The following is a 20,395-nucleotide window of genomic DNA, read 5'->3' on the forward strand; positions in this document are numbered from 1 at the left end:
CGGGGTCCGCACCAAGCGGTGCGGACCCCGGTCGAGCGGATACGCGTCCGGCCGATTAGGCGGGGACGATGTTCTCCGCCTGGGGGCCCTTCTGGCCCTGCGTGACGTCGAAGGTCACCCGCTGGCCTTCCTGGAGCTCACGGAAGCCCTGCGTCGCGATGTTCGAGTAGTGGGCGAAGACGTCGGGGCCGCCGCCGTCCTGCTCGATGAAGCCGAAACCCTTTTCGGCGTTGAACCACTTCACGGTTCCCTGTGCCATGACGTTCTCCTTCTGGGTAGGCAGAGGGCCCATCCGGAGATGCCGGTAAAAACTAAATATGCGCCCGAAGGAGAAACATTCCCGTCAGGCGCACATAGGTTCATGGGTACCACAACTGCAACGAAGAAAACGGTAGCACAGCTTGGCGGCCCGTGGTGGATCTTCGTGCGACGAATGTTGATCAATGGCAGGAGCCGTGCCGACCGAGGGTCTGTACGGGGCCGGCGCCGGGGCGGCTCCACTGCGGAACGGGGCGGCTGGTCGGGCCCCAGGTGGCGTTCCCGTCCGCGTCCGACCGCCACGACCAGCACGGGACGTCCCCCTCGGGCCAGCCCTCGGGCTTGTCCTCCCAGGCCTCGCCGCGGCCGTAGGGCGTCATGTCGAGCAGGCCGATGGACCCATTCGCCCGCTCGGTACCGCGGCCCGTCGTGGAGTAGGTGAGGAACGCGCGGTCGCCGTCGCGCAGGTAGCTGGTCAGGTAGCCCATGGCGCCGCCGACCGGCTCCTCCACGCCGCGCACCGAGTACCAGGGCTGGGTGTAGCCCATGAACCCGACGAAGGCGGCCACCTCCTCCCACGCGCCCGTGGTCACGAGCGCGAACGAGACACCGCGGGCGTTGAGGTAGACGGCGTCCTTCAGATGCCAGGCCGTGGTGGTGCAGCCCTCGCACTGCCCCTGGGGCGGCGCACCGTCGTACCACATGTGCTTGTAGACGACGAGCTCGTCGCGGCCCTGGAACAGGTCCAGGAACGGGACCGGGCCGTCGGGTCCGACGACCTCGGCCGTCCCGTCGAACTCCACCATCGGCAGCCGGCGGCGGGCCGCGGCGATGGCGTCACCCTCGCGGGTGTGGGCCTTCTCGCGGACCAGCAGCTCGTCCCGGGCGGCCTGCCAGGTGGCCAGGTCCACCACGGGCGGACGGCCGGGCGTCGGGTCACTAGGAGTGGTCGTCATGGTGTCCTCCGTGGGGTCGCGTGGCGGGCAGCGTCGTAACGACGCCGCCACGACGGTCACGGGTACAGACTCCCGGCCCGCCCGGAACTCATCGGCCGTGCTCGTGCTCGGCCACTCCTGTCACAGCAGCCCCTGGTCGCGCGCGTACAGCGCGGCCTGGGTGCGGTCGCGCAGGCCGAGGCGTGACAGGACGCGGGAGATGTGGTTCTTGACGGTTCCCTCGCTGAGGAAGAGGCGGGCGGCGATCTCGCGGTTGGTCGAGCCGTCGGCGAGGAGGCGCAGTACGTCGATCTCGCGGGCGGTCAGTCCGGTGGCGCCGGGAGGAGGGGCGGATGGGAGCCGTGGGGCTGGGGGAGGGGTCAGGTGAGCGGTCACCGCGGCGTCGAGCTGGGTGACCCCGGCGTGTGCCAGCCGCACCGCGTCGGCGAGCTGCGCCGCGGGCAGGTTCTTGAGCAGGTAGCCGCCGGCGCCCGCCCGCAGCGCCTCGACCACGTACTCCTCGTCGTCGAAGGTGGTCAGCATGACGACCTTGGACGTGCAGCCCCGCCGCCGCAGGATCGCCAGCGCCTCTACGCCGTCGATGCCCGGCATCCGTACGTCCATGAGCACCACGTCCGGCGCGAGCGCCAGCGTCTTCTCGACCGCGTCCGCGCCGTCGACCGCCGTGCCCGCCACCACGATGCCGGGCTGGATGCCCAACAGTGAGGCGATGCCGTCCCTCACCAGCTGCTGGTCGTCGACGACGAGGACGGACACGGGCAGGGACTTCGGATTGTCGGTCATGCGTCCGTCTCCGTTCCGGTGCGGGGGACCTCGACGGTGATCCGCGTGCCCGCCCCCGGGGCGCTGTCGATCTCGACCGTGCCGCCGACCAGCCGCGTCCGCTCCTGGATGCCGAGGAGCCCGAAACCCGTGACGGCCCCGGGCCGGAACCCGCGCCCGTCGTCCGCCACGACGAGACGCGCGCTGTCCGCGCCGAACGTCAGGACCACGCTCACCCGCCGCGCGTCCGCATGCCGCCGCACATTGGTGAGCGCTTCCTGGGCGGCGCGGTAGAGGGTGGTGAGCGCAGGCCCGGCGGGGCCGTCGTAGGGCTCTCCGTCGACGCGCAGGGACACCTCGACGCGGCCGTCGTCCAGCTGACGTACGAGGTCGGCCAGCGCGGACGGCAGCGGGAGGGGTGCGGAACGGTCGTCGCGCAGGGCGCGCACCGATGTCCGTACGTCCTCCAGCGCGCGGTCCGCCGAGTGCCGGGCGTCCGCCACGGCCTGGTCGGCGGCGTCCGGATCGTGGCCGCGAAAGGCGGCGGCCTTCTCCAACTGGACGGCGACCGCGGTGAGATGGTGCCCGAGGCTGTCGTGGATGTCGCGGGCCAGCCGGTTGCGTTCCGCGGTGGCGGACAGTTCGGCGATCCGTGCCGCGTACTCCTCCAGCCGGGCCCGGCCTTGCTGCTCGCCGATCGCGACCGCGGCCATGGCGAGGGCGAGGACCAGGCCGATGAGGAGCATGAGCAGATCGGAGACGTAGGCGGGGTCGGCGTACCAGGCGGGGTCGGACAGGGTGTAGAGAGCGAGGACCACGGCCACGCAGCCGCCGGCGAGGGCGAGCGCCGCCGTACGGCCGAAGGCGAAGTAGGCGGTGAAAGGGACCAGGACGAGCAGGGCGCGGGACAGGCCCGAGTCGTCGAGTGCGGTGACGGCGACGATGAGGCCGAGACGGGCCCCGAGCAGCGCCAGGGACCGGGACGGGACCGGTATGCGCTCCAGCAGGAGGAGCAGCAGGAGTCCTGCGACGAAGGCGGCGGTAGGGGCGGTGGCGAGGGAACCGTTGTGGGCCGCGGCGGTCAGGCCCGCCAGGAGGACGGCGAGGTAGAGCAGGGGCGCGACCCAGGGGACGGGCCGTGGGGGCGCCCCAGGCGCGGAGTCCGTGCCAGGGCTCGTGCGGCGGGCGCTCAGCCCCGGTGTCGCCATCGTTCCTCCCCGAGCCAGGCGCTCCAGGCTACGTGCCGTCGCCCCGCCACGGACCCTGCCGAAGGTCACGTGACCTTCGGACGCGAGGACTGGCCGCCCGGCACTCACGGCACCCGCCCGGCCGCTCCTACGTGGGGTACGGGGGCGGCCGGTCAGTGTGCCGCCCAGTCCAGGCCGAGGTCGGCCAGCGCCTGACGTCGGTCGGTGCTCAGCTGCGCCCGCCTGGTCTTGGTGTTCGTCAGCCATACGCCGAGCTTCACCTCGGTGCCGTCGTCAAGCCGCTCCACATGGGCCCGGGGAACCGTCAGGGAACCCGTGCGCGCCCGGTACTGCGCCAGGGCCGCGAGGCCCCGCTCGAAAGCACCGGCGCCGCCCTTGCGGTGCGTGGCGGGAGCCTGCGGCTCAGGCGGGAACGGTGCGATGCCGAGCTGTTCCAGGCGCTCGCGCTGCCCGGCCGCCAGCGCCTGCCACACCGCGGGCCGGCGCTGCTTGTGGAGCCACTTCCCTACGTCCATCCCGTGGCAGGTGACGCCAGGCAGCAGCTCGGGCCGGTCCTCCTCGCGCAGGAGCTCACGTACGGCGGCGTAGTGCCGTTGCCAGTCGGTGGGCCACGGGGGGTTCCAGTCGGGGTCGACGGCCCGCAACGCCTCCTCCCAGTCGGGGTGTTCGGCCAGCGCGCCGGGACGGCGGAGGTTGGACAGCCACTGCCCCAGCGGGCGGTCCAGGGCCGTCGCGGAGCGGGGCGCGCACAGGGTCCAGTGCTCGTCGTAGTAGACGCGGGCCGCCGCCAGGTTCTCCTGGAAGCGTTCGTCCGCCAGGCTCCAGACCATGCCCAGCTGCTCCAGCCGCCGGGCCCGCAGGCCGCTCAGCTGCCCGGCCCCGTACGTCCGTCGCTGCTCCGCGACCCACTGCCCGAGCGGGTAGGCGCCCTCCTTGTGCTCGTACGGGACACGGGCGTGACCGGTTCGTCCGGTGAACGCCTTCAGCTTCGCCCAGCCGCGTGCCCAGTCCTGCCGCTCGGTGTCGATCACGTTGAAGGACACCCAGGCCGCGACCGTCTGAGGGTCGCGCGGTGAAGCGAAGCGCAGCAGGAGCCGTGACTCCTCCTCACCCTCCTGGGGCGGCGGGCCGATGCGCAGCGACGGCTGCACCGCCTTCTTCGGTCCCTCTCTCGCGTGCCGTGCCCCCGGGCCTTGCGGCGTCGATCCTCTCGTACGCCAGGGGGAACACGCCTGAGGGTCCTGCGCCACGATCATCGAACAGATTGTCACATGGGTTAAATGGGAGGGTAAAACTGTTAGGGTCGCCGCGGAGGTGGGCGCGCATGGCATCCGAGGAAGAGCTGCTCCTGTCCGTGGAAGCACTGCTGGAGGAGGAGCCGCAACTGCCGCCGCCCGCGGAGCGGGTACGGCTGCGTGAGGCCGCCGGTATCACCCAGGCGCGTACGGCGAAGGCGCTGGCCGTGACCGAACAGACCGTGAAGAACTGGGAGAACGGCCGGAGTGAGCCCCGAGGCCCCCGGCTCGCCGCCTACAAGCGGCTCCTGGACGGCTGGGCCGAGAGGCACCCCGCCCCCGCCCCCGTCCCCGCCCCCAGTGTCACCGCGGCCGCGCAGCGCCCCGCCCCGCCGACGCCCTCGCTTCCGGAGGCGCCCGAACCCGAGCCCACGCCCGCCCCGCGGACGCGAGGCGCCGCGATCGTGCCGCAGGCCGGGCCTCCGCCGAGATCGCTGGAGGCGCCGACGAGCGGGCGGGTGGCCGCGGCCGGGGGCCGAGCGGCGAGGCAGCCCACCACGCAGCCCGCCGCGCTGCCCTTCGCCGATCCGCGTTTCCCGCACGGGCCGCTCGCGGTGGTGGACGGCGACGGATCCGCCTACTGCGTGGGCGGCATCGTCCTGGACTGCCCCGCGACCACCTTCCCGGAACTGGTGGAGTGGACCCTGCGCGAGTCCGGCCTCGGCGCGCCGAAGCTGCACCGCCACGGCAAGGACGCCGACCCGCTGATCGCGCTCACCGCCGAGGCCGCCGTGCGGTTCGGGCTTCCGGAACGGCTGGAGGACCGCCGCAACCTGCGCCTGCCCGACGACCACCCCGTCGTCCGGCAGGTGGTGAAGGCGAAGTGGCAGCTGACGCAGCGCGGGTTCGGGCCGTGGGCGCGGGTCTACCGCAAGGCTCAGGGGAGCGCGCGGCAGTGCGTGCAGTTCGCCACCCTGCCGTGGGAGGCACTCGACGAGCGGTCCTGGCCCGGCGTGGCCGACATGGCGCCGGCCGACATCGCCCGCGTCCTGGGCCTGTACGCCCAGCGGGTCATCACCCCGCGCGGATCGACGGCCGTGTCCGGGCTGGAGCTGATGACCGCGCTGCGCCCGCCCACCCGCCCCGAGCGGGACGGGACGACCGGCAACTGGACCTCCGGCCACAACCCCGGCAGCCTCGGCACGCAGCCGATGGACCCCGCGCCGCCGGAGGCCACCCAGGAGCACCCGGTCGTCGTCAACTCCGGCTGGCGGGGCGGGTTCCTGGACGAGGAGGCGTACCAGTGGGTCCGGCCCGTGGACCTGCTCACCGACGACGAGTGCACGCTGCCGCACGCGGTCGGCCTGGACCTCAACACGGCGTTCCTCGCCGCCGCGGCCCGCCTGGTCGTCGGCCTGTCCGCCCCCGACCACTTCCACGCCCCCGCCTTCAACCCGAAGATTCCCGGCTCCTGGCTGGTGGACCTGAGCCATGTCGAGCTGGACCCCCGCCTGCCCAGTCCGTTCACACCGACGGGAGAGCGCCCGCAGGGCCCGGCCTGGTATCAGACCCACACCGTCGCCTACGCCCAGGAGCTGGGGTACAACGTCCAGCCGCTGGAGGCGTACCTGCGGCGCGAGACCGGCGCCTACCTGGACCCCTGGCACGACCGGCTCAAGAACGCCTACGTCGACACCCTCGCCGACCTCGGCGTGACCAAGGACCTCTCCGACAGCGACTTCCTGGCCGCGATGGAACGGCACAAGGACATCGACCCGGCGCTGACCGCCGTACTGACCGCGATCAAGGCCACGGTCAAGGGCGGCGTGGGCAAACTGCGCGAGCGCCCCCAGGGCAGGCACTACAAGGAAGGCGAGCGCTGGCCGGCTCTGGAACGCCCTACCTGGCGCCCCGACATCCGCGCCGCGGTCATTAGCAAGGCCCGCGTCAACATGCACCGCAAGCTGCTGAACATGGCGAAACTGACGGGCCTATACCCGCTCGCCGTGCTGTCGGACTGCGTCGTCTACCCCTCACCCGGCCCGAGCCCCCTGGACTTCCTGCCGTACGCGGCCTCCGGCAAGCCCCAGCCCGGCGGCTTCCGGCTCGGGCCCACCCCGGGGCTGGCGAAACTGGAGGGCGTCCAGTCGATGCTCTGGGCGGTCGACCTGATGGAACAGGGCTTCAACCCGGCCCGCCACATCAAGGGCGGCGACGCCGTCCTCGAGGAAGGGGAGTAGCCCGGTGGGGGACATCGACGACGCCCTGGACCGCGCCGACCTCGAACACGTCACCAAGCCGCCGCCGAAGACACCGGCCGCCCAGATGCGGCTGCTGACCCGGGCGGAGAAGGGTTCCACGAAGGCCGTGGCGCGCCGTCTTGGCATCTCGCGGCGCCAGGTGGAGCGCTACCTCGCCGGGACCGCCAAGCACCCACGCCCCGCGCTGAAGGCGGCGCTGGAGCGGGAGGTCGCCAAGGCGTGGCAGCCGCGCGTGCGGCAGCAGGCCCGCAAGAAGGCGGCCACCAGCACCGGCCTGACCATCGAGACACGCGCCCGGTTCGGCTACACCGCCCCCGTCGGCACCACTGACGATCCCCGCATGCGCCGCCTGACCGTCCACCTGCCGCCCGAGTACGCCCACCGCCTCTTCGACGCCCGCCGGCAAGGCGCCGCGGATGCCCAACTGCGCGGGATCGTCGCCGAAGGACTTCAGGAGATCTATTTCAAGGACAGCGGACGCCGCGCCGACAACCTCGAAGTCGACATCACCGACATCGACTACTTCGACGTGTCCTTCTAGGAGCCCACGCCGCTGGCAGGAAGCCGACCGCTCCGGTGGCGAAGCCCAGAAGCGGAAGCCGTCGGCTGCCGGTGTATGAACCGGCCCAGTACGCCGAGCATGACCACCTCGCTGCCGAGCAGCAGGCGTTCCACCAGGCCGATGAGCTCCCGGCCGCCCGGACCGGCCGAGTAGGCCATCAGCGCGGCCCCGGCTATCGCGGCCCACGCCGAGCCGCGCAGCCATCGGACGGTGCCGGCCGCCCGCGGATCCGACCTGAGGCGCCGCGCCAGGAGCAGACCGGCGGCCGGCAGCGCACCGAACGCCGCGACCGAGGCATACCGATGGATAGAGGCAGACCCGCTCAACTCCGTGGTCAGCGGGTCCGTCGGCACCACCGCGGCCAGCAGCAGCCCGAGCCCCCAGACCGCCAGCAGAAGGGACGGCAGCCCGCGCACGGCCCTGACTCGCCCGCGCGCGACCACCAGCAGGAGCAGGGACATCCCACCCAGCAACGCCATGGTCGTCTCGATGGGCCCCCCGCGGTCCAGCGCGGCGAAGTCGCTGACGGTCAGCGACAGCGGACTGAGCTGAGGATCGGTGTCGAGAGGAGAGCACAGGGCCGCGTTCACCGCCAGGACGACGGCCCCCCAGACGGCGGGGCCGAGCAGGCGGCTGAGGGTGGGGTGCTCGGGAGTGATCATGGTTCATATCCTCGACCGGCGAGTGACCTCAGGACATCGGGGTCACCCCGGAGACACCCCTGACCCGGCCCCTACGTCAGTAGACGGACAGCCCGTACGCGGCGAGGGGCTCCTGGATGGGCTGGTAGTAACTGGTCCCGCCGGTGGTGCAGTTGCCGGAGCCGCCGGAGAGAAGGCCGATGACCTTGTCACCGGCGTAGAGAGGGCCGCCGCTGTCGCCGGGCTCGGCGCAGATGTTGGTGCGGATGAGGCCGTGGACGATCTGGCCGCCGGCGTAGTTGACGGTGGCGTTCAGTGCGGTGACCACGCCGCAGCGGACGCCGGTGGTCGCGCCACGGCGGCAGACGCTCTGGCCGACGTAGGCGGTCGCGGTGCCGGTGATGTCGACGGTTCCGATGGTGCCGGGGCGCGGCACGGTCGTGTTGGCGTAGCGGACGACGCCGAAGTCATTGCCCGGGAAACTGGTGCCGGTGGTGGGGCCGATCGCCGTCGTATAGGCGGAACTTGTGTACCAGGTGCCCGAGGAGCTGGTGCAGTGGCCCGCGGTGACGAAGTAGTACGTGGTGCCGCTGCGCACGTTGACCCCCGCCGAGCAGCGCACGCCGGAGGAGAAGACGGCGTCACCGCCCGACAGCAGGGTCCGCAGCCGGCCGTCCTGCCGTTCGACGGTGATCGCACCGGCGGAACGGGCGGCGAGCCGGTGGAGGCGGGCGAGATCGGTGTCCGTCACCGTGGCGTCCGCGTGGATCCGCAGCGTTCCCGTGCGCTGGTCCTCGGCCCAGGCCGTCCCGGCGATGTCCAGGGCTGCGACGGCCGAGGCGGCGCGTGCCGGTGCGGTGGGCGCTGCCTGTGCCGTGCCGGTTCCGGACACGGTGAGCGCGGCCCCGACGAGCAGGCTCAGCGCGCAGGCGGTCGACCGGAGACGTCCCATGGCGGTACGGCGTGTTCTCATCGCCCACAACTCCCCGATGACCGTTGGATGGTTGGCCAGGTGTGCCGGGTTCCGGTGCGGTGCTGCCGGTGTGACGCGACGTTTCCCCCGGCGTGCCGGTGCCGCCTGCGGGAAACGGGCAGCGCCCATTGTGCCGGGAGTCCGAGGGCGGGGGTAGGTCGGCTTCAGGCCGCGAGTACGGTACCGCCCCAGGCCCAACGCCCTTGCGCAGAGGAGGACTTCCATGCGGTTCGCACCCCGCTCCCCGTCCGGCTGGACCATGGCCGTGTTCGGCGCCCTGGCCGCCCTCCTGGGTGTCGTGGGACTGATCGCCCCGGATGCCCTCCTGACCGTCATGGGCTTCACGGACCCCGAGGGCTCCGAGCGCCCGGAGGGGGACCACACCCTGGTCTTCGTGACCGCCTCCTCCATGGCGGCGGTCAACATGGGCGTGTACTACGTGCTGGCCGCCTGCTCGGACTGGAAGGCGTTCTTCCGCTGGACCGTTCCCTTCCGCCTGCTGACGTGCACGGTCTTCACGCTCGCCGTGATCGGCGGGCGGGCACCTGCCGGGTTCCTGGGCGTCGGCCTGTGGGAAGGGCTCGGCGCCCTGGCCACCGGCATGGCGCTCCGCCACGAGGCCCAGCGGGCTCCGGCCGCCGAGAGGGTCGGCGCCTGACGCCATGGCACGAGCAGCGCGGCGCCGTCCCCGTGGACGCTAGTCCGTCTTGGGTGCCGCCTGCTGGACGACCTCGAAGGACCACAGCGTGGACCCGCTGGCCGCCGGCCGGGGGCGCTCGGCGCCCTCCGCGGCGCCGCCCTGATGGGCTGCCTTCATCGGGCCCTCCATCCACGCCTGGAAGGACTCCTCGTCGCGCCAGCGCGTGTAGACGAGGTAGCTGTCGGTGCCCTCGACGGGGCGCAGGAGTTCGAACCACTCGAACCCGTCGGAGCTCTCCACGGCGTGCGCACGGGAGGCGAAGCGCTTCTCCAGCGTCTCGCGCTGCTCGGCCGGCACGGTCAGTACGTTGATCTTGACTACGCTCATGCCGCTCATCCTGCCGCACGGCAACCGGCGAACGGGCGCCGCCCCGCCCCGGACGCGCTGTCGCCCGCTCCATCTCAGGCCTCTTCGTGGAGCAGGTCGCCCAGTGGCTCGCCCGCCCCCCAGCGCCGTAGCGCGGAGCCGTCGAGCAAACAGGTGCGGCCCTCCCGCCGGGCCCACCGCCGGTCGCGGGCCGCGAAGGTGCCGCGGTGCACGACGAGGCGCAGGCCCTCCTCGTTCGTCTGTCCTCGGGGCGTGGGGGGATGCGGCGCCTCCTCGTCGGGCAGCGGCTCGGCCACCGGGCGGAAGGCCACGTCCAGGTGACGGCCGTGGGTGTTGCGCGCGCACACCCGTGGCCGGTCCGGGGCGGGTATCAGCCGCACCCGCCAACCGTCCCGGCGCAGCATGCGCGCCACGGCGAGCGCGAGGCCCTCGGTGTCGAGTTCCAGAAGGTCGTCCGGTGTGTAGTACCCAAGGCGGCGACGGGCCCCTGGGCGTTGACGGCGTACCCAGAGCGTCACCGCGCAGGCGATGATCAGGGCACCGGCGAGCGGCACGGCGATCCCCGCGGCGCGGTAACCCCAGGTGAGCAGCGCCACGAGGGCGCACACCGCGGCCACCACGACTGCGAGCGCCGGCAGTACGTCGCGGAACCGGGGCCCGTACAGCCCTCGGGCGCGCAGCAGGCGTACGGTCTGCCGCCGCCTCGCGCGACGTGACTCGACGGTGCCGGACGTCCCCCACAGGCGCGCCATAGTCAGCCCCCCCTACGCCGCCCCGATGCCCACCGTGATGTCACTACCCACTGCGGCGCGAAGTGCCGTACGGGTGGCGGGAATTCGGCCATCGGTGCCCGCGCACCGAAGCGCGAGGGGGCGCACGCGAGGGGGGTGTCCTCGTCTGGGCGTAGACCGCGTCAGGCGAGTTTTGCTTCCGTACGGCTGAGGATCCGGGTCCGCCCGACGCCGCCCGTCAGCCCCCGCTGCTCTCCCGCACGATGACCTGGTGCCCGGCCACATGATCCCGTACCGGGCTCCCGTCCGGGTCGTCGATCCGCTCCAGCAGCAGGGAGACGGCAGCACGCGCGATCTCCTGCTTGTCCGGTGCGACGGTGGTCAGCGAGGGCACGCTGAAGCGGGTGGCCTCGATGTCGTCGAAGCCGACGACGTCGAGGTCGCCGGGGACCGAGCGGCCCCACTCGTGCAGGGCGCGCAGGGCGCCCAGTGCCATGTGGTCGTTGAGGCACAGCAGGGCGTCCGGGGGAGCGGCGCGCTCCATGAGGGCCGCGGCGGCGCGGGCCCCGTCCTGCCAGTGGTAGGCCTCCACCGGGACCACCAGGTCGGCGTCGAAGGGCAGACCGGCCGCGCCGAGGGCCTCACGGTAGCCGTCGGTGCGCAGCCGGTCGGTGCCCTGGCGGCCGCGGACGGCGCCGCCGATCACGGCGATGCGGCGCCGGCCCCGGGCGAGCAGGTGCTCGGTGGCGTCGCGGGCCGCCCTGGTGTTGTCGATGCCGACGTGGTCGGTGCTGCCTTCGGCGGAGCGTTCGCCGAGCAGGACGACGGGCAGGCGTCGGTCGCGGGTGGCGAGGTCGTGGGGGAGGAGGGCGAGCGGGCTGAGGATGAGGCCGTCGGAGAACTGGGTGTCGAAGCCGCGCAGGGCGGCCAGCTCGCGTTCGCGCACGGCGCCGGTCTGGTGGAGCAGGACGGTGCGGCCGCGGCGGTCGGCCTCGGTCATGACGTGTTTGGCCAGCTCGGAGAAGTAGGCGACGTCGAGTTCCGGTACGGCGAGGGTGATCATGCCGGTCCGGCCCTGCCGTAGCTGGCGGCCCGCGATGTTGACCCGGTAGCCCAGCGCGTCGATCGCCTCGCGGACGGCGGTGCGGGTCTGTTCCGAGACGTGCTCGAAGTCGTTGATCACGTTGGAGACGGTCTTGGGGGAGACCCCGGCGTACTCCGCCACGTCCTTGAGTCTTGGTCTGGCCGCCACGCTGTCTCCTGTTCCTTTCGGTCGGCATGATCGTACCGACCGTCAGAAAGCGGTTTCCGCACCCTTGTATCGGACTGGTCGCCGCACGGGTGTTTACATCGATGTAAATCCCATGGTGACATGTGCCTCGCACCGACCGGACTCTCGATGCAAGGAGCACCATGCCCGTCCCGCACCTCCCGGACCTGCCCCGCCCGGAACACCCCCGGCCGCAGTTCGTCCGTGCGACCTGGCTCAATCTCAACGGTGAATGGCAGTTCGAGATCGACCGCTCGGACACCGGCCTGGAGCGCGGCCTGCTCGCACGCGACCTGGCCGGCACGATCGTCGTCCCCTTCTGCCCGGAGTCGGTGCTCTCCGGGGTCGAGGAGACGGACTTCCTGGAGGCCGTCTGGTACCGCAGAACGGTCACCGTGCCCGCCGACTGGTCCGACGCCCGGGTCCTGCTGCACTTCGGGGCGGTCGACCACGACACCACGGTGTGGGCCAACGGCAGCGAAGTCGCCCGGCACCGCGGCGGCTTCACCCCCTTCACCGCCGACCTCGGTGAGATCGCCGTACCCGGCGAGGAGTTGACGATCGTCGTACGCGCCCGGGACAGCCGCCACGGCGTCCAGGCCCGCGGCAAGCAGGCCACCTGGTACGCCAACTCCCACTGCCACTACACCCGCACCACCGGCATCTGGCAGACCGTGTGGCTGGAGGCCGTACCGCGCACGGTCGCCCTCAAGCGCCCGCGCATCACCCCCGACCTGGCCTCCGGCTCCTTCTTCCTGGAACTGCCGCTGACCGCCAATGCGCCCGGCCACCGCGTACGCGCCACGCTCTCCGACGGCCAGGGCGACATCACCGCCGCCGAGGCCCGCGCGGACCTCGACCTGTGCCCCCGGCTCGTCCTGCCGCTGCCCGCCGACCGCCTGCGCGTCTGGTCTCCGCAGGATCCCCACCTGTACGACCTGACCCTGGAAGTCCTCGCCGCCGACGGCACGGTCGTCGACACGGCACGCTCCTACGCCGGACTGCGCTCGGTCGCCCTGCACGGCAAGCGGCTGCTGCTCAACGGCGCTCCCGTCTTCCAGCGCCTCGTCCTCGACCAGGGCTACTACCCGGACGGCCTGATGACGGCTCCGAGCGACGCCGACCTGGTCCGGGACATCGAACTGGGCCTGCGCGCCGGCTTCAACGGCGCCCGGCTGCACCAGAAGGTCTTCGAGGAGCGCTACCTCTACCACGCCGACCGGCTCGGCTACCTGGTCTGGGGCGAGTTCGGCGACTGGGGCTGCGAGGTCGGCGTCCGCGACGACAACCAGCGCCCCGACGCCAGTTACGTCGCCCAGTGGCTGGAGGCGCTGGAGCGGGACTACTCCCACCCGTCGATCGTCGGCTGGTGCCCGCTGAACGAGACGTACCAGCACCTGCACGACCGCATCACCCAACTCGACGACGTCACGCGGGCGATGTTCCTGGCCACCAAGCAGGCCGACCCCACCCGCCCGGTGATCGACGCCTCCGGTTACGCGCATCGGGTGGCGGAGACCGACGTGTACGACTCGCACTGCTACGAGCAGGACCCGGCCGCCTTCGCCAAGACGATGGCGGGCCTGGCGCAGGACCGGCCGTACATCAACCGGGCGCCGGACGGACGGCCCTGGTCGGTGACCTACCGCGGACAGCCGTACTTCTGCAGCGAGTTCGGCGGCATCTGGTGGGATCCGCAGGCGGCCGCGGCGGCGGGCAACGAGCCGGACAGCTCCTGGGGGTACGGCGAACGGCCGCGCACCGCCGAGGAGTTCCTCGACCGCTTCGCCGGGCTCGCCGGCGTCCTGCTGGCCGACCCGGACATGTTCGGCTACTGCTACACCCAGCTCACCGACGTCTTCCAGGAACGCAACGGGGTCTACCGCTTCGACCGCACCGACAAGGTCGACACCGCGCGGCTGCGGGAGGCCCAACTGCGCCGGGCGGCCTTCGAACAGGAGCCGTAACCCCCTCGCGCACACCTCGCAAGCAGTGCACCCCGCCCGTCAATTACATCGATGTAATACCGGACGGCGGCGGCAGCGGGTGAAGCACCCGCCCACCCCCTGCCGCCGCCCCGGGGAAGGAGCCCCATGACCGGCCTGCCCGCACCAGTCGGTCGCCCCGGACCGAGCAGGCGCCGCCTGCTCACCGGCGCCCTCGCCTCCGGGGCCGCGGTCCTCGGCGCCGGCGCGCTCAGCGGCTGCGGATCCGCGCTCGCCGCCGACGACTCGACCGTCCGCCTCTGGGACCTGTTCAGCGGCGCCGACGGCGGCCTGCTCAACGACATGGTGCGCGCCGCGGGTCCCGACATGCCCGGGACCGGCATCGAACGCACCGTCCTGGAGTGGGGCACCCCCTACTACACCAAGCTCGCCATGGCCTCAGCCGGCGGCCGGGGCCCGGACGTGGCCGTCGCCCACATGTCCCGGCTGGCCGGATACGCGCCCACCGGCCTGCTGGACCCCTGGGACCTGGACGCCCTGGCGGAGTACGGGGTGGGCCAGGACGACTTCGCCGAGGCCGTGTGGTCCCGCACCCGGTTCGACGGCAAGACCTACGCCATCCCGCTCGACACGCACCCCTTCATCGTCTTCTTCCACCCCGAACCGGCCGCCAAGGCAGGGCTGTTGACCAGCGACGGCGCCCTGGACACCGGAGCCTTCGACTCGCCCGCCAACTTCCTGGCCGCCGCGAAGGAACTCGCGAAGGCCTCCGGCGAGCAGGGCATCGCCTTCGGCTACGTCACCGACACCGCCCAGGGCTGGCGCCTGTTCTACGGCCTGTACCGGCAGACCGGCGGAGTCTTCCGGCTGCCCGAGGGCGGCCCCGCCGAGGTCGACGTGGACCGCATGGCCGAGGTGATCGCCTTCATGGCCCAGCTCGTCGACGGCACGGTCAATCCCCGCCGGCTGGACTACACCGCGGCCATCGCCGCCTTCGCCAACCGGCAGACAGCGATGATCCTTTCGGGGGAGTGGGAGCTCGGCACCTTCCGTGCCGCGGACGAGAACGTCGGAGCGGCCCCCTTCCCCACGGTGTTCGGCACCCCCGCCGTGTACGCCGACTCCCACGCCTTCGTCCTCCCGCACCACCCCGACCCGGACGCCGAGCGCCGCCGCCGCACCCACCAGGCGGTCGCCGCCCTGCTCAAAGCGGGCCAGATCTGGGCCACCGCCGGGCACATCCCGTCCTACCGGCCCGCCACCCGCACCCAGCAGTACGAGGCGCTGAAGCCGCAGGCCCACTACGTGCAGGCGCAGAGCCATGTAGTGCTCGACCCGGCCGTCTGGTTCGCCGGCGCCGGATCCGACTTCCAGAACGCCATGTCCCAGGTCCTCCAGCAGGCCCTCCTCGACGGCCTCGCCCCCGACCGCGCGGCCCGCGCCATGGTGCGGCGCCTGAACACCTTCCTCTCCAAGCCCAGCCCGGCCTGACCCGGCTGCGAACGACCCGCGCAGGAGGCACCACGATGTCCTCGCCCCACGCCTCGCCCCGCCCCGGGGCCCTGTCGGTACGCCGGCTGCTCCCGCCCGGCCTGCTCTTCGCCCTGCCCTTCCTCACCCTCTTCGCCGTCTTCATGCTCTGGCCGCTGGGCCAGGGGCTGTGGATGAGCCTGACCGACCAGTCCCTGTCCGCCCACGATCCCTCCTTCATCGGCCTGGACAACTTCACCGAGGCCCTCAAGGACGCGGAGATGTGGCGCGCCCTCGGCCACACCCTGTGGTTCACCGCCCTGTCGACCGTGCCGCTCGTCGCCGTCGCCCTCGGCATGGCCCTGCTCGTGCACACCGGACTGCCCGGCCAGTGGGTGTGGCGGCTGGCGTTCTTCGCGCCCTACCTGCTGCCCGTCGGCGTCGTCAGCCTGCTGTGGCTCTGGCTGTACCAGCCCGACCTCGGCCTGTACAACCATCTCCTGGCCCTGCTCGGCCTGGACCAAGTCGCCTGGCTCAGCGACGAGTCGGTCGCCATGTGGGCGATCGTCCTGGCCACCCTGTGGTGGACCGTCGGCTTCAACTTCCTGCTCTACCTGGCCGCGCTGCAGTCGATCCCGGACCACCTCTACGAGGCGGCCGCCATCGACGGCGCCGGCGCCTGGCGGCGGCTGTGGTCGGTCACCCTGCCCCAGCTCAGCCGCATCACCATGGTCATCACGGTCCTGCAGATCCTGGCCTCGCTGAAGGTCTTCGACCAGGTCTACCTGCTCACCAAGGGCGGCCCCAACAACTCCACCCGCCCGGTGATCGAGTACGTGTACGACGTCGGCTTCACGGGCTACCGGCTCGGCTACGCCTCGGCGATCAGCTACATCTTCTTCGCCCTCGTCGTCCTCGCCTCCGCCGCCCAGTACGCCGCCCTCCGCCGCCGGGAGAAGTGACATGACCTCCACCCACCTGCCCGTCCGCCCGACTCCTCAAGCAAGCGGCCACATACGGGAGCTGACGGTTCGTCGGCACGCCGCACGAGGGCGTACGCATCTCAGCCTGGGCGAGGGCAGGACCTCCCGCGTGCTGGCCCTGGCCGCCCTCACCGTGACGGCGGCGGTGTGGCTGCTGCCCATGGCGTGGGCGCTGCTGACCGCGTTCAAGACCGAACAGGACGCGAGCGACCCCGACCACTGGTTCTGGCCCCAACACGGACTGACCCTCGACGGCTTCAGCGCCGTCTGGAAGCGCGGCGACCTGCCGCTGTGGATGCTCAACAGCTTCCTCATCGCGGCCGCCGTCACCGTGATCACGGTCCTGGTCTCGGCGATGGCCGGATACGCCTTCTCCCGCACCCGCTTCGCCGGCCGGCGCAAGCTCTTCGCGCTCACCGTCGCCGCCGTCCTCGTCCCGCCCCAGCTGCTCATCGTGCCGTGGTTCCAGCAGATGCTCAGTTTGAATCTGCTCGACACCTACGCCGCGGTGATCCTGCCGCAGACCGTGGCACCGGTGATGGTGTTCATCCTGAAGAAGCATTTCGACTCGCTGCCCCGGGAGTTGGAGGAGGCGGCACGCATCGACGGCGCCGGACACTGGCGCATCTTCTGGTCGGTACTGCTCCCGCTGTCCCGCCCGATGCTCGCCGCCGTCGCGATCTTCGTGTTCATCGGCGCCTGGAACAACTTCCTGTGGCCGTTCGTGTCCACGTCCGACCCGGCCCTGATGACCCTGCCGGTCGGCATCACCTCGGTGAAGGACGCCTACGGCATCCAGTACGCCCAGTCCATGGCCTCCGCCGTACTGGCGGCGCTGCCCCTCGTCGTGGTCTTCCTGTTCTTCCAGCGGCACATCGTGAAGTCCGTGGCGACGACCGGCCTGGGCGGCCAGTGAGGCGGAGGTGCGCACGAATCGAGGCGGGTGCTCGGAGCGTGCGGAGGCGCGACTTTCCTGTACCACAAGTAACATGATCCACTTCTGTCGCGTAACCCTCCGCAAGCAATTTCGAGGACTGCGATGCCCACTGAAGGCGATGCCCTCCAGCAAGCCCGTACCGACTATGAACAGCACCTGCGCACGTGCCGGCAGTGCCATGCGGACACGGTGCCGTGCCCGGTCGCCAAGCATCTGCTGCGCGTGTACAACAACGCCCGGCGCAACGGCACCGGCCGGCAGGGCTGACCCCGCCGGCTCTGCCGCTCAGGAGAACGGGTCGAGGGTGACGTACGCCTGCCGGGGGCTGCCGTCGTGGACCAGGGACTCGTGGTGGCCGACGTCGTCGAACGCGAAGCCGTAGGCCTTACCGTCCACCATCCGCTCATGGATGATCCGGGAGTAGTGGTTGGTCACCGCGTCCTTGTAGAAGTCGGCCGCCGAGGTGTCGGGCTGGTTGGGGTTGGTCAGCAGGGTGGCCCGGTTGAAGCCGGCGCACAGGGTGCGTGAAATCGGCCCGCGCACCAGGTCGTTGGGGGCGTCCAGGAGGCGGTGGCAGCCGAAGACGCTGGGCGCGTCGGGCTTCTGGAAGCTGGTGACGACGGCCCCGGAGGAGTTGGTGAAGTTCATGACACCGCCCGAGACCCGGCCGTAGTACTTGGTGTTCGGCTGGTTGGCGAACGGGGTGACCGTGAGCGTGGTCGTGGCGTACTTCTGCCAGACGCGATTGATGTAGTCGTCCAGTACGTTCGCCGGGAGCGCCCCGGTCTCCAGGCCGTAGGTGGGGGACAGGGCCCGGAGGACGGTGCCGTCGGAGCGGGTCTGGATCAGCCCGCCCCAGCCGCCGGGCTGGGCGCGCAGGGCGGCGAACACCCCGTTGTAGCCACCGGACTTGAGGCGGCCGGTGCTGGCGACGCTGCCGTCGGCGCGCTGGACGCCGACCGAGTAGGGGGCCGAGAACATGTCGACCTGGGTGCTGTTGATCCACAGGCCGTCGTTGTTCAGGGTGAACTCCGACCAGTTGAAGAGGATGTTGCGGTTGGGGTCGGACGGGTTCTGCACGGCGGGTTGCACCAGACCGCCGGTGGCCAGCTTGAACACGAGTTTCTGGCCGTAGGAGAAGTAGATGCGGCCGCCCGCGAGCTTGGGGATGCTGATCGTCCTGGACTGTCCGGCAGCCGGCCCCGGTATGGACGCGTCGGGCGCCGGGACGGGCGGATTGCCGCCGGCCGGCCACGCGTGGAAGACGCCGCTCGCGTCGGCCCAGCCCAGCTGACCGGTCGTCAGGGAGGTGCCGAGGACGTAGACATGGACCGCGTCGCCGCGGCCGGAGTTGTTGGTGATCTTCAGCGGGATGGTCGCGGGCACCGCGGCGGCGGCCGGCGAGGGGCTCGTGGCTGTGAGGATGCCGCCGAGCAGCGCGGCCGCCGCGGCGAGCGCGGGCAGGCGGCGTTTGAGGCCTCTGAACATGCGTGTCTCCTGGAGGTGATCGGCTGTGGGGGTTGGTCCGGACCACTGTGAGAGCGCTCTCAATGTCTTGCGAGGGACGGGTGCATGTCAATGGGGGTGGCAAGGGGAATGCGTGCGCCACTCTTCGCGCTGCGGAGCTGATCAGCTCTCCTGCCGCGTCCCGTAACAGGCGGCCAGGGCTGTGGCGCGGTGGTGCAGGGAGGTGCGCAGCGACTGGGGGGTCAAGGCTTCCGCGTCCGTGCCGAGTCGCCACAAGGCCCACTCGGCGTGGCGGAGGTCCTGGAAGGTAACCTCCAGGCGGAGCCAGCCGTCCGTGTCGGGTTCCGTGGCGCGGACGGCAACCGCGTGGCTCAGCAGGTCCTCGCGTCGCTCCGGTCTCACCCGTACCTGTACGGCGAGGTGGTCGCTGGAGAGGAACCGCGCGCAGCGCTCGCGCCAGGCCCGGTCCAGGTCGACGCGGTCGGTTCGCTGGGCCGGTTCGGGGAGTTCCTCGGCGGCGCGTACGCGGGACAGCCGGTAGGTGCGGTCCGCGCCGCAGCGGGTGGCCAGCAAATAGCGCCGGTCGCGCACGGTGACCAGGCCGATCGGGTCGACCGTGCGCCACCGAGGTGCCTGGTCCGTGGCCTCGTAGTGGATGCGCAGTTTGTGTCCGGCGAGCACCGCCCGCCGGATTTCGATCATCGTGGTGTCGGGCACCTCGTCGGTGACCGGCCGCCGGGAGAGCAGATCGGTCTCCGGTTCGAGGAGGAAGCGCTGGGCCGCATCGCTCGCGGTGGCCCGATGGTCCTCGGGCAGGGCGTCCACCACCTTGCGCATGGCGGAGGCGAGGGCCGAGCCGAGGCCGAACAGCTGCTCGGCGCGCCCTGATCCGGCGGTCAGCAGGGCAAGGGCCTCGTCGTGGTTCAGTCCGGTGAGTTCGGTCCGGAAACCGGGCAGCAGCGCGAACCCGCCGTGCCGGCCGCGCTCGGCGTAGACCGGGACACCGGCCGCCGACAGTGCCTCGATGTCGCGCAGCACGGTGCGAGTGGACACCTCCAGCTCGCGGGCGAGCGTGTCCGCTGTCATCCGGCCGCGCTGACGCAGCAACAGAACCAGCGAGACCAGCCGATCGGCGCGCATACCAGGACCCTATCGAATACGTGACCGAGGGTGTCATGTTTTGTTGGCAGGCTCCTGAGCACGGACTTCACCCGTGGCGGCTGCCGCGCCGGTGGACGTTCGGACGTACTTCCCCTGAGTCGAATGGAGCTGATGTCGCAGTGGAACGAACCGCGGTCAACCCGGTGACGTGGTCGGTGGAGATGGGCTTCAACCAAGGTGAGCTCGTCTCCGGGCACACGCGGACCCTGTACTGCTCGGGGCAGACCGCGATGAGCGGCGACGGCAAGCCCCAGCACGAAGGGGACATGGCCGCGCAGTTGGCGCTGAGCGTCGAGAACCTGGAGGCCGTGCTCGGCGAGGCCGGCATGTCCCTCGCGAACCTCGTCCGGCTCAACGTGTACACCACCGACGTCGACGCGCTGTTCCCGCACTACGGCGTGCTGGCCGCGCGGATGGGGGCCGCCGGGGTGGCGCCGGCCACCACGATGCTCGGGGTGACACGGCTGGCGATCCCGGGCCAGCTGGTCGAACTGGAGGGGACCGCGGTGGCGTGAGGACGGGTGCCGGACGGAGGGGGTCCGCCCGG

General features: G+C 71.6%; 21 protein-coding genes. 9 read left to right on the top strand and 12 right to left on the bottom strand.

Annotation, left to right across the window (positions count from 1 at the left end):
- Positions 1–55: 55 nt before the first annotated feature.
- The 5 genes from ACFYW5_RS14235 to ACFYW5_RS14255 form a co-directional block, all read right to left on the bottom strand.
- A complete protein-coding gene (locus tag ACFYW5_RS14235; protein WP_031486274.1) occupies positions 56–259 on the bottom strand; it encodes a cold-shock protein in 204 nt (67 codons plus the stop codon).
- A gap of 181 nt (positions 260–440) precedes the next feature.
- The gene (locus ACFYW5_RS14240) at positions 441–1,214 is read right to left on the bottom strand and encodes a DUF899 family protein (RefSeq protein ID WP_389417251.1); all 774 of its coding nucleotides are present in this window, start codon (positions 1,212–1,214) and stop codon (positions 441–443) included.
- 120 nt (positions 1,215–1,334) lie between these two features.
- Positions 1,335–1,997 carry a response regulator gene (locus ACFYW5_RS14245; protein WP_389417252.1) on the bottom strand — a complete coding sequence of 221 codons (663 nt, stop codon included), beginning with the start codon at positions 1,995–1,997 and terminating at the stop codon, positions 1,335–1,337.
- Positions 1,994–3,184 carry a sensor histidine kinase gene (locus tag ACFYW5_RS14250; RefSeq protein WP_389417253.1) on the bottom strand — a complete coding sequence of 397 codons (1,191 nt, stop codon included), beginning with the start codon at positions 3,182–3,184 and terminating at the stop codon, positions 1,994–1,996. The genes ACFYW5_RS14245 and ACFYW5_RS14250 overlap by 4 nt, the downstream gene beginning before the upstream one ends.
- 152 nt (positions 3,185–3,336) lie before the next feature.
- Positions 3,337–4,335, bottom strand: coding sequence for a helicase associated domain-containing protein (locus tag ACFYW5_RS14255; RefSeq protein WP_389417254.1), 999 nt, complete (start codon positions 4,333–4,335; stop codon positions 3,337–3,339).
- 173 nt (positions 4,336–4,508) lie between these two features.
- Between ACFYW5_RS14255 and tap the strand changes: the two genes are divergently transcribed.
- Together tap and tpg are read left to right on the top strand one after the other, a co-directional pair.
- Positions 4,509–6,659, top strand: coding sequence for a telomere-associated protein Tap (gene tap / locus ACFYW5_RS14260; protein ID WP_389417255.1), 2,151 nt, complete (start codon positions 4,509–4,511; stop codon positions 6,657–6,659).
- 4 nt (positions 6,660–6,663) lie between these two features.
- Complete coding sequence (gene tpg, locus ACFYW5_RS14265; protein WP_389417256.1) at positions 6,664–7,221, top strand: telomere-protecting terminal protein Tpg; 558 nt, start codon at positions 6,664–6,666, stop codon at positions 7,219–7,221.
- Here tpg and ACFYW5_RS14270 read toward each other — a convergent pair.
- Positions 7,218–7,904 carry a DUF998 domain-containing protein gene (locus tag ACFYW5_RS14270; protein WP_389417257.1) on the bottom strand — a complete coding sequence of 229 codons (687 nt, stop codon included), beginning with the start codon at positions 7,902–7,904 and terminating at the stop codon, positions 7,218–7,220. The genes tpg and ACFYW5_RS14270 overlap by 4 nt on opposite strands.
- A gap of 76 nt (positions 7,905–7,980) precedes the next feature.
- On the bottom strand, positions 7,981–8,835 hold the full coding sequence (locus tag ACFYW5_RS14275; RefSeq protein ID WP_389417258.1) for a S1 family peptidase: 855 nt from the start codon (positions 8,833–8,835) through the stop codon (positions 7,981–7,983).
- A 244-nt stretch (positions 8,836–9,079) separates the two neighbouring features.
- On the opposite strand from ACFYW5_RS14275, the gene ACFYW5_RS14280 reads away from it, so the two are divergent.
- On the top strand, positions 9,080–9,514 hold the full coding sequence (locus ACFYW5_RS14280; protein ID WP_389417259.1) for a hypothetical protein: 435 nt from the start codon (positions 9,080–9,082) through the stop codon (positions 9,512–9,514).
- A 39-nt stretch (positions 9,515–9,553) separates the two neighbouring features.
- Here the strand turns inward: ACFYW5_RS14280 and ACFYW5_RS14285 are convergent, their stop codons facing one another.
- The 3 genes from ACFYW5_RS14285 to ACFYW5_RS14295 all read right to left on the bottom strand — a co-directional run bounded on the left by ACFYW5_RS14285 (position 9,554) and on the right by ACFYW5_RS14295 (position 11,866).
- Positions 9,554–9,883, bottom strand: a complete 330-nt coding sequence (locus ACFYW5_RS14285; RefSeq protein ID WP_389417260.1) for an antibiotic biosynthesis monooxygenase family protein — start codon at positions 9,881–9,883, stop codon at positions 9,554–9,556.
- Positions 9,884–9,957: 74 nt separating this feature from the next.
- Positions 9,958–10,635 (bottom strand): hypothetical protein, encoded by a 678-nt coding sequence (locus ACFYW5_RS14290; protein ID WP_389417261.1) that lies wholly within the window; start codon positions 10,633–10,635, stop codon positions 9,958–9,960.
- Between the two features lie 217 nt (positions 10,636–10,852).
- A complete protein-coding gene (locus ACFYW5_RS14295) occupies positions 10,853–11,866 on the bottom strand; it encodes a LacI family DNA-binding transcriptional regulator (RefSeq protein ID WP_389417262.1) in 1,014 nt (337 codons plus the stop codon).
- 161 nt (positions 11,867–12,027) lie between these two features.
- On the opposite strand from ACFYW5_RS14295, the gene ACFYW5_RS14300 reads away from it, so the two are divergent.
- The 5 genes from ACFYW5_RS14300 to ACFYW5_RS14320 all read left to right on the top strand — a co-directional run bounded on the left by ACFYW5_RS14300 (position 12,028) and on the right by ACFYW5_RS14320 (position 17,487).
- Positions 12,028–13,851, top strand: coding sequence for a glycoside hydrolase family 2 protein (locus tag ACFYW5_RS14300; RefSeq protein ID WP_389417263.1), 1,824 nt, complete (start codon positions 12,028–12,030; stop codon positions 13,849–13,851).
- Between the two features lie 126 nt (positions 13,852–13,977).
- Entirely contained in the window at positions 13,978–15,321 is a 1,344-nt protein-coding gene (locus tag ACFYW5_RS14305) for an extracellular solute-binding protein (protein WP_389417264.1), read from the top strand.
- A 35-nt stretch (positions 15,322–15,356) separates the two neighbouring features.
- Complete coding sequence (locus ACFYW5_RS14310) at positions 15,357–16,262, top strand: carbohydrate ABC transporter permease (protein WP_389417265.1); 906 nt, start codon at positions 15,357–15,359, stop codon at positions 16,260–16,262.
- A gap of 1 nt (position 16,263) precedes the next feature.
- Positions 16,264–17,199 (top strand): carbohydrate ABC transporter permease, encoded by a 936-nt coding sequence (locus ACFYW5_RS14315; RefSeq protein ID WP_389417266.1) that lies wholly within the window; start codon positions 16,264–16,266, stop codon positions 17,197–17,199.
- A 123-nt stretch (positions 17,200–17,322) separates the two neighbouring features.
- Positions 17,323–17,487, top strand: coding sequence for a hypothetical protein (locus tag ACFYW5_RS14320; protein ID WP_389417267.1), 165 nt, complete (start codon positions 17,323–17,325; stop codon positions 17,485–17,487).
- A gap of 18 nt (positions 17,488–17,505) precedes the next feature.
- Here the strand turns inward: ACFYW5_RS14320 and ACFYW5_RS14325 are convergent, their stop codons facing one another.
- On the bottom strand, positions 17,506–18,708 hold the full coding sequence (locus tag ACFYW5_RS14325; protein WP_389417268.1) for a glycoside hydrolase family 64 protein: 1,203 nt from the start codon (positions 18,706–18,708) through the stop codon (positions 17,506–17,508).
- Between the two features lie 141 nt (positions 18,709–18,849).
- The gene (locus ACFYW5_RS14330) at positions 18,850–19,827 is read right to left on the bottom strand and encodes a helix-turn-helix transcriptional regulator (protein ID WP_389417269.1); all 978 of its coding nucleotides are present in this window, start codon (positions 19,825–19,827) and stop codon (positions 18,850–18,852) included.
- Positions 19,828–19,967: 140 nt separating this feature from the next.
- Here ACFYW5_RS14330 and ACFYW5_RS14335 point away from each other — a divergent pair, with 140 nt between their 5' ends.
- Positions 19,968–20,363: a RidA family protein gene (locus ACFYW5_RS14335; protein WP_389417270.1), complete on the top strand. Its 396-nt coding sequence runs from the start codon at positions 19,968–19,970 to the stop codon at positions 20,361–20,363.
- Positions 20,364–20,395 lie beyond the last annotated feature (32 nt).

It is taken from the genome of Streptomyces sp. NPDC002779 (assembly GCF_042888685.1).
Lineage (GTDB): Bacteria > Actinomycetota > Actinomycetes > Streptomycetales > Streptomycetaceae > Streptomyces.

What these genes read in the sequence shown, in the direction of transcription:
- ACFYW5_RS14235 (WP_031486274.1), bottom strand. Translation starts at nt 259, where the DNA reads ATGGCACAGGGAACCGTGAAGTGGTTCAACGCCGAAAAGGGTTTCGGC.
- ACFYW5_RS14240 (WP_389417251.1), bottom strand. Translation starts at nt 1,214, where the DNA reads ATGACGACCACTCCTAGTGACCCGACGCCCGGCCGTCCGCCCGTGGTG.
- ACFYW5_RS14245 (WP_389417252.1), bottom strand. Translation starts at nt 1,997, where the DNA reads ATGACCGACAATCCGAAGTCCCTGCCCGTGTCCGTCCTCGTCGTCGAC.
- ACFYW5_RS14250 (WP_389417253.1), bottom strand. Translation starts at nt 3,184, where the DNA reads ATGGCGACACCGGGGCTGAGCGCCCGCCGCACGAGCCCTGGCACGGAC.
- tap (WP_389417255.1), top strand. Translation starts at nt 4,509, where the DNA reads ATGGCATCCGAGGAAGAGCTGCTCCTGTCCGTGGAAGCACTGCTGGAG.
- ACFYW5_RS14270 (WP_389417257.1), bottom strand. Translation starts at nt 7,904, where the DNA reads ATGATCACTCCCGAGCACCCCACCCTCAGCCGCCTGCTCGGCCCCGCC.
- ACFYW5_RS14275 (WP_389417258.1), bottom strand. Translation starts at nt 8,835, where the DNA reads ATGGGACGTCTCCGGTCGACCGCCTGCGCGCTGAGCCTGCTCGTCGGG.
- ACFYW5_RS14280 (WP_389417259.1), top strand. Translation starts at nt 9,080, where the DNA reads ATGCGGTTCGCACCCCGCTCCCCGTCCGGCTGGACCATGGCCGTGTTC.
- ACFYW5_RS14285 (WP_389417260.1), bottom strand. Translation starts at nt 9,883, where the DNA reads ATGAGCGTAGTCAAGATCAACGTACTGACCGTGCCGGCCGAGCAGCGC.
- ACFYW5_RS14290 (WP_389417261.1), bottom strand. Translation starts at nt 10,635, where the DNA reads ATGGCGCGCCTGTGGGGGACGTCCGGCACCGTCGAGTCACGTCGCGCG.
- ACFYW5_RS14300 (WP_389417263.1), top strand. Translation starts at nt 12,028, where the DNA reads ATGCCCGTCCCGCACCTCCCGGACCTGCCCCGCCCGGAACACCCCCGG.
- ACFYW5_RS14305 (WP_389417264.1), top strand. Translation starts at nt 13,978, where the DNA reads ATGACCGGCCTGCCCGCACCAGTCGGTCGCCCCGGACCGAGCAGGCGC.
- ACFYW5_RS14310 (WP_389417265.1), top strand. Translation starts at nt 15,357, where the DNA reads ATGTCCTCGCCCCACGCCTCGCCCCGCCCCGGGGCCCTGTCGGTACGC.
- ACFYW5_RS14315 (WP_389417266.1), top strand. Translation starts at nt 16,264, where the DNA reads ATGACCTCCACCCACCTGCCCGTCCGCCCGACTCCTCAAGCAAGCGGC.
- ACFYW5_RS14320 (WP_389417267.1), top strand. Translation starts at nt 17,323, where the DNA reads ATGCCCACTGAAGGCGATGCCCTCCAGCAAGCCCGTACCGACTATGAA.
- ACFYW5_RS14325 (WP_389417268.1), bottom strand. Translation starts at nt 18,708, where the DNA reads ATGTTCAGAGGCCTCAAACGCCGCCTGCCCGCGCTCGCCGCGGCGGCC.
- ACFYW5_RS14330 (WP_389417269.1), bottom strand. Translation starts at nt 19,827, where the DNA reads ATGCGCGCCGATCGGCTGGTCTCGCTGGTTCTGTTGCTGCGTCAGCGC.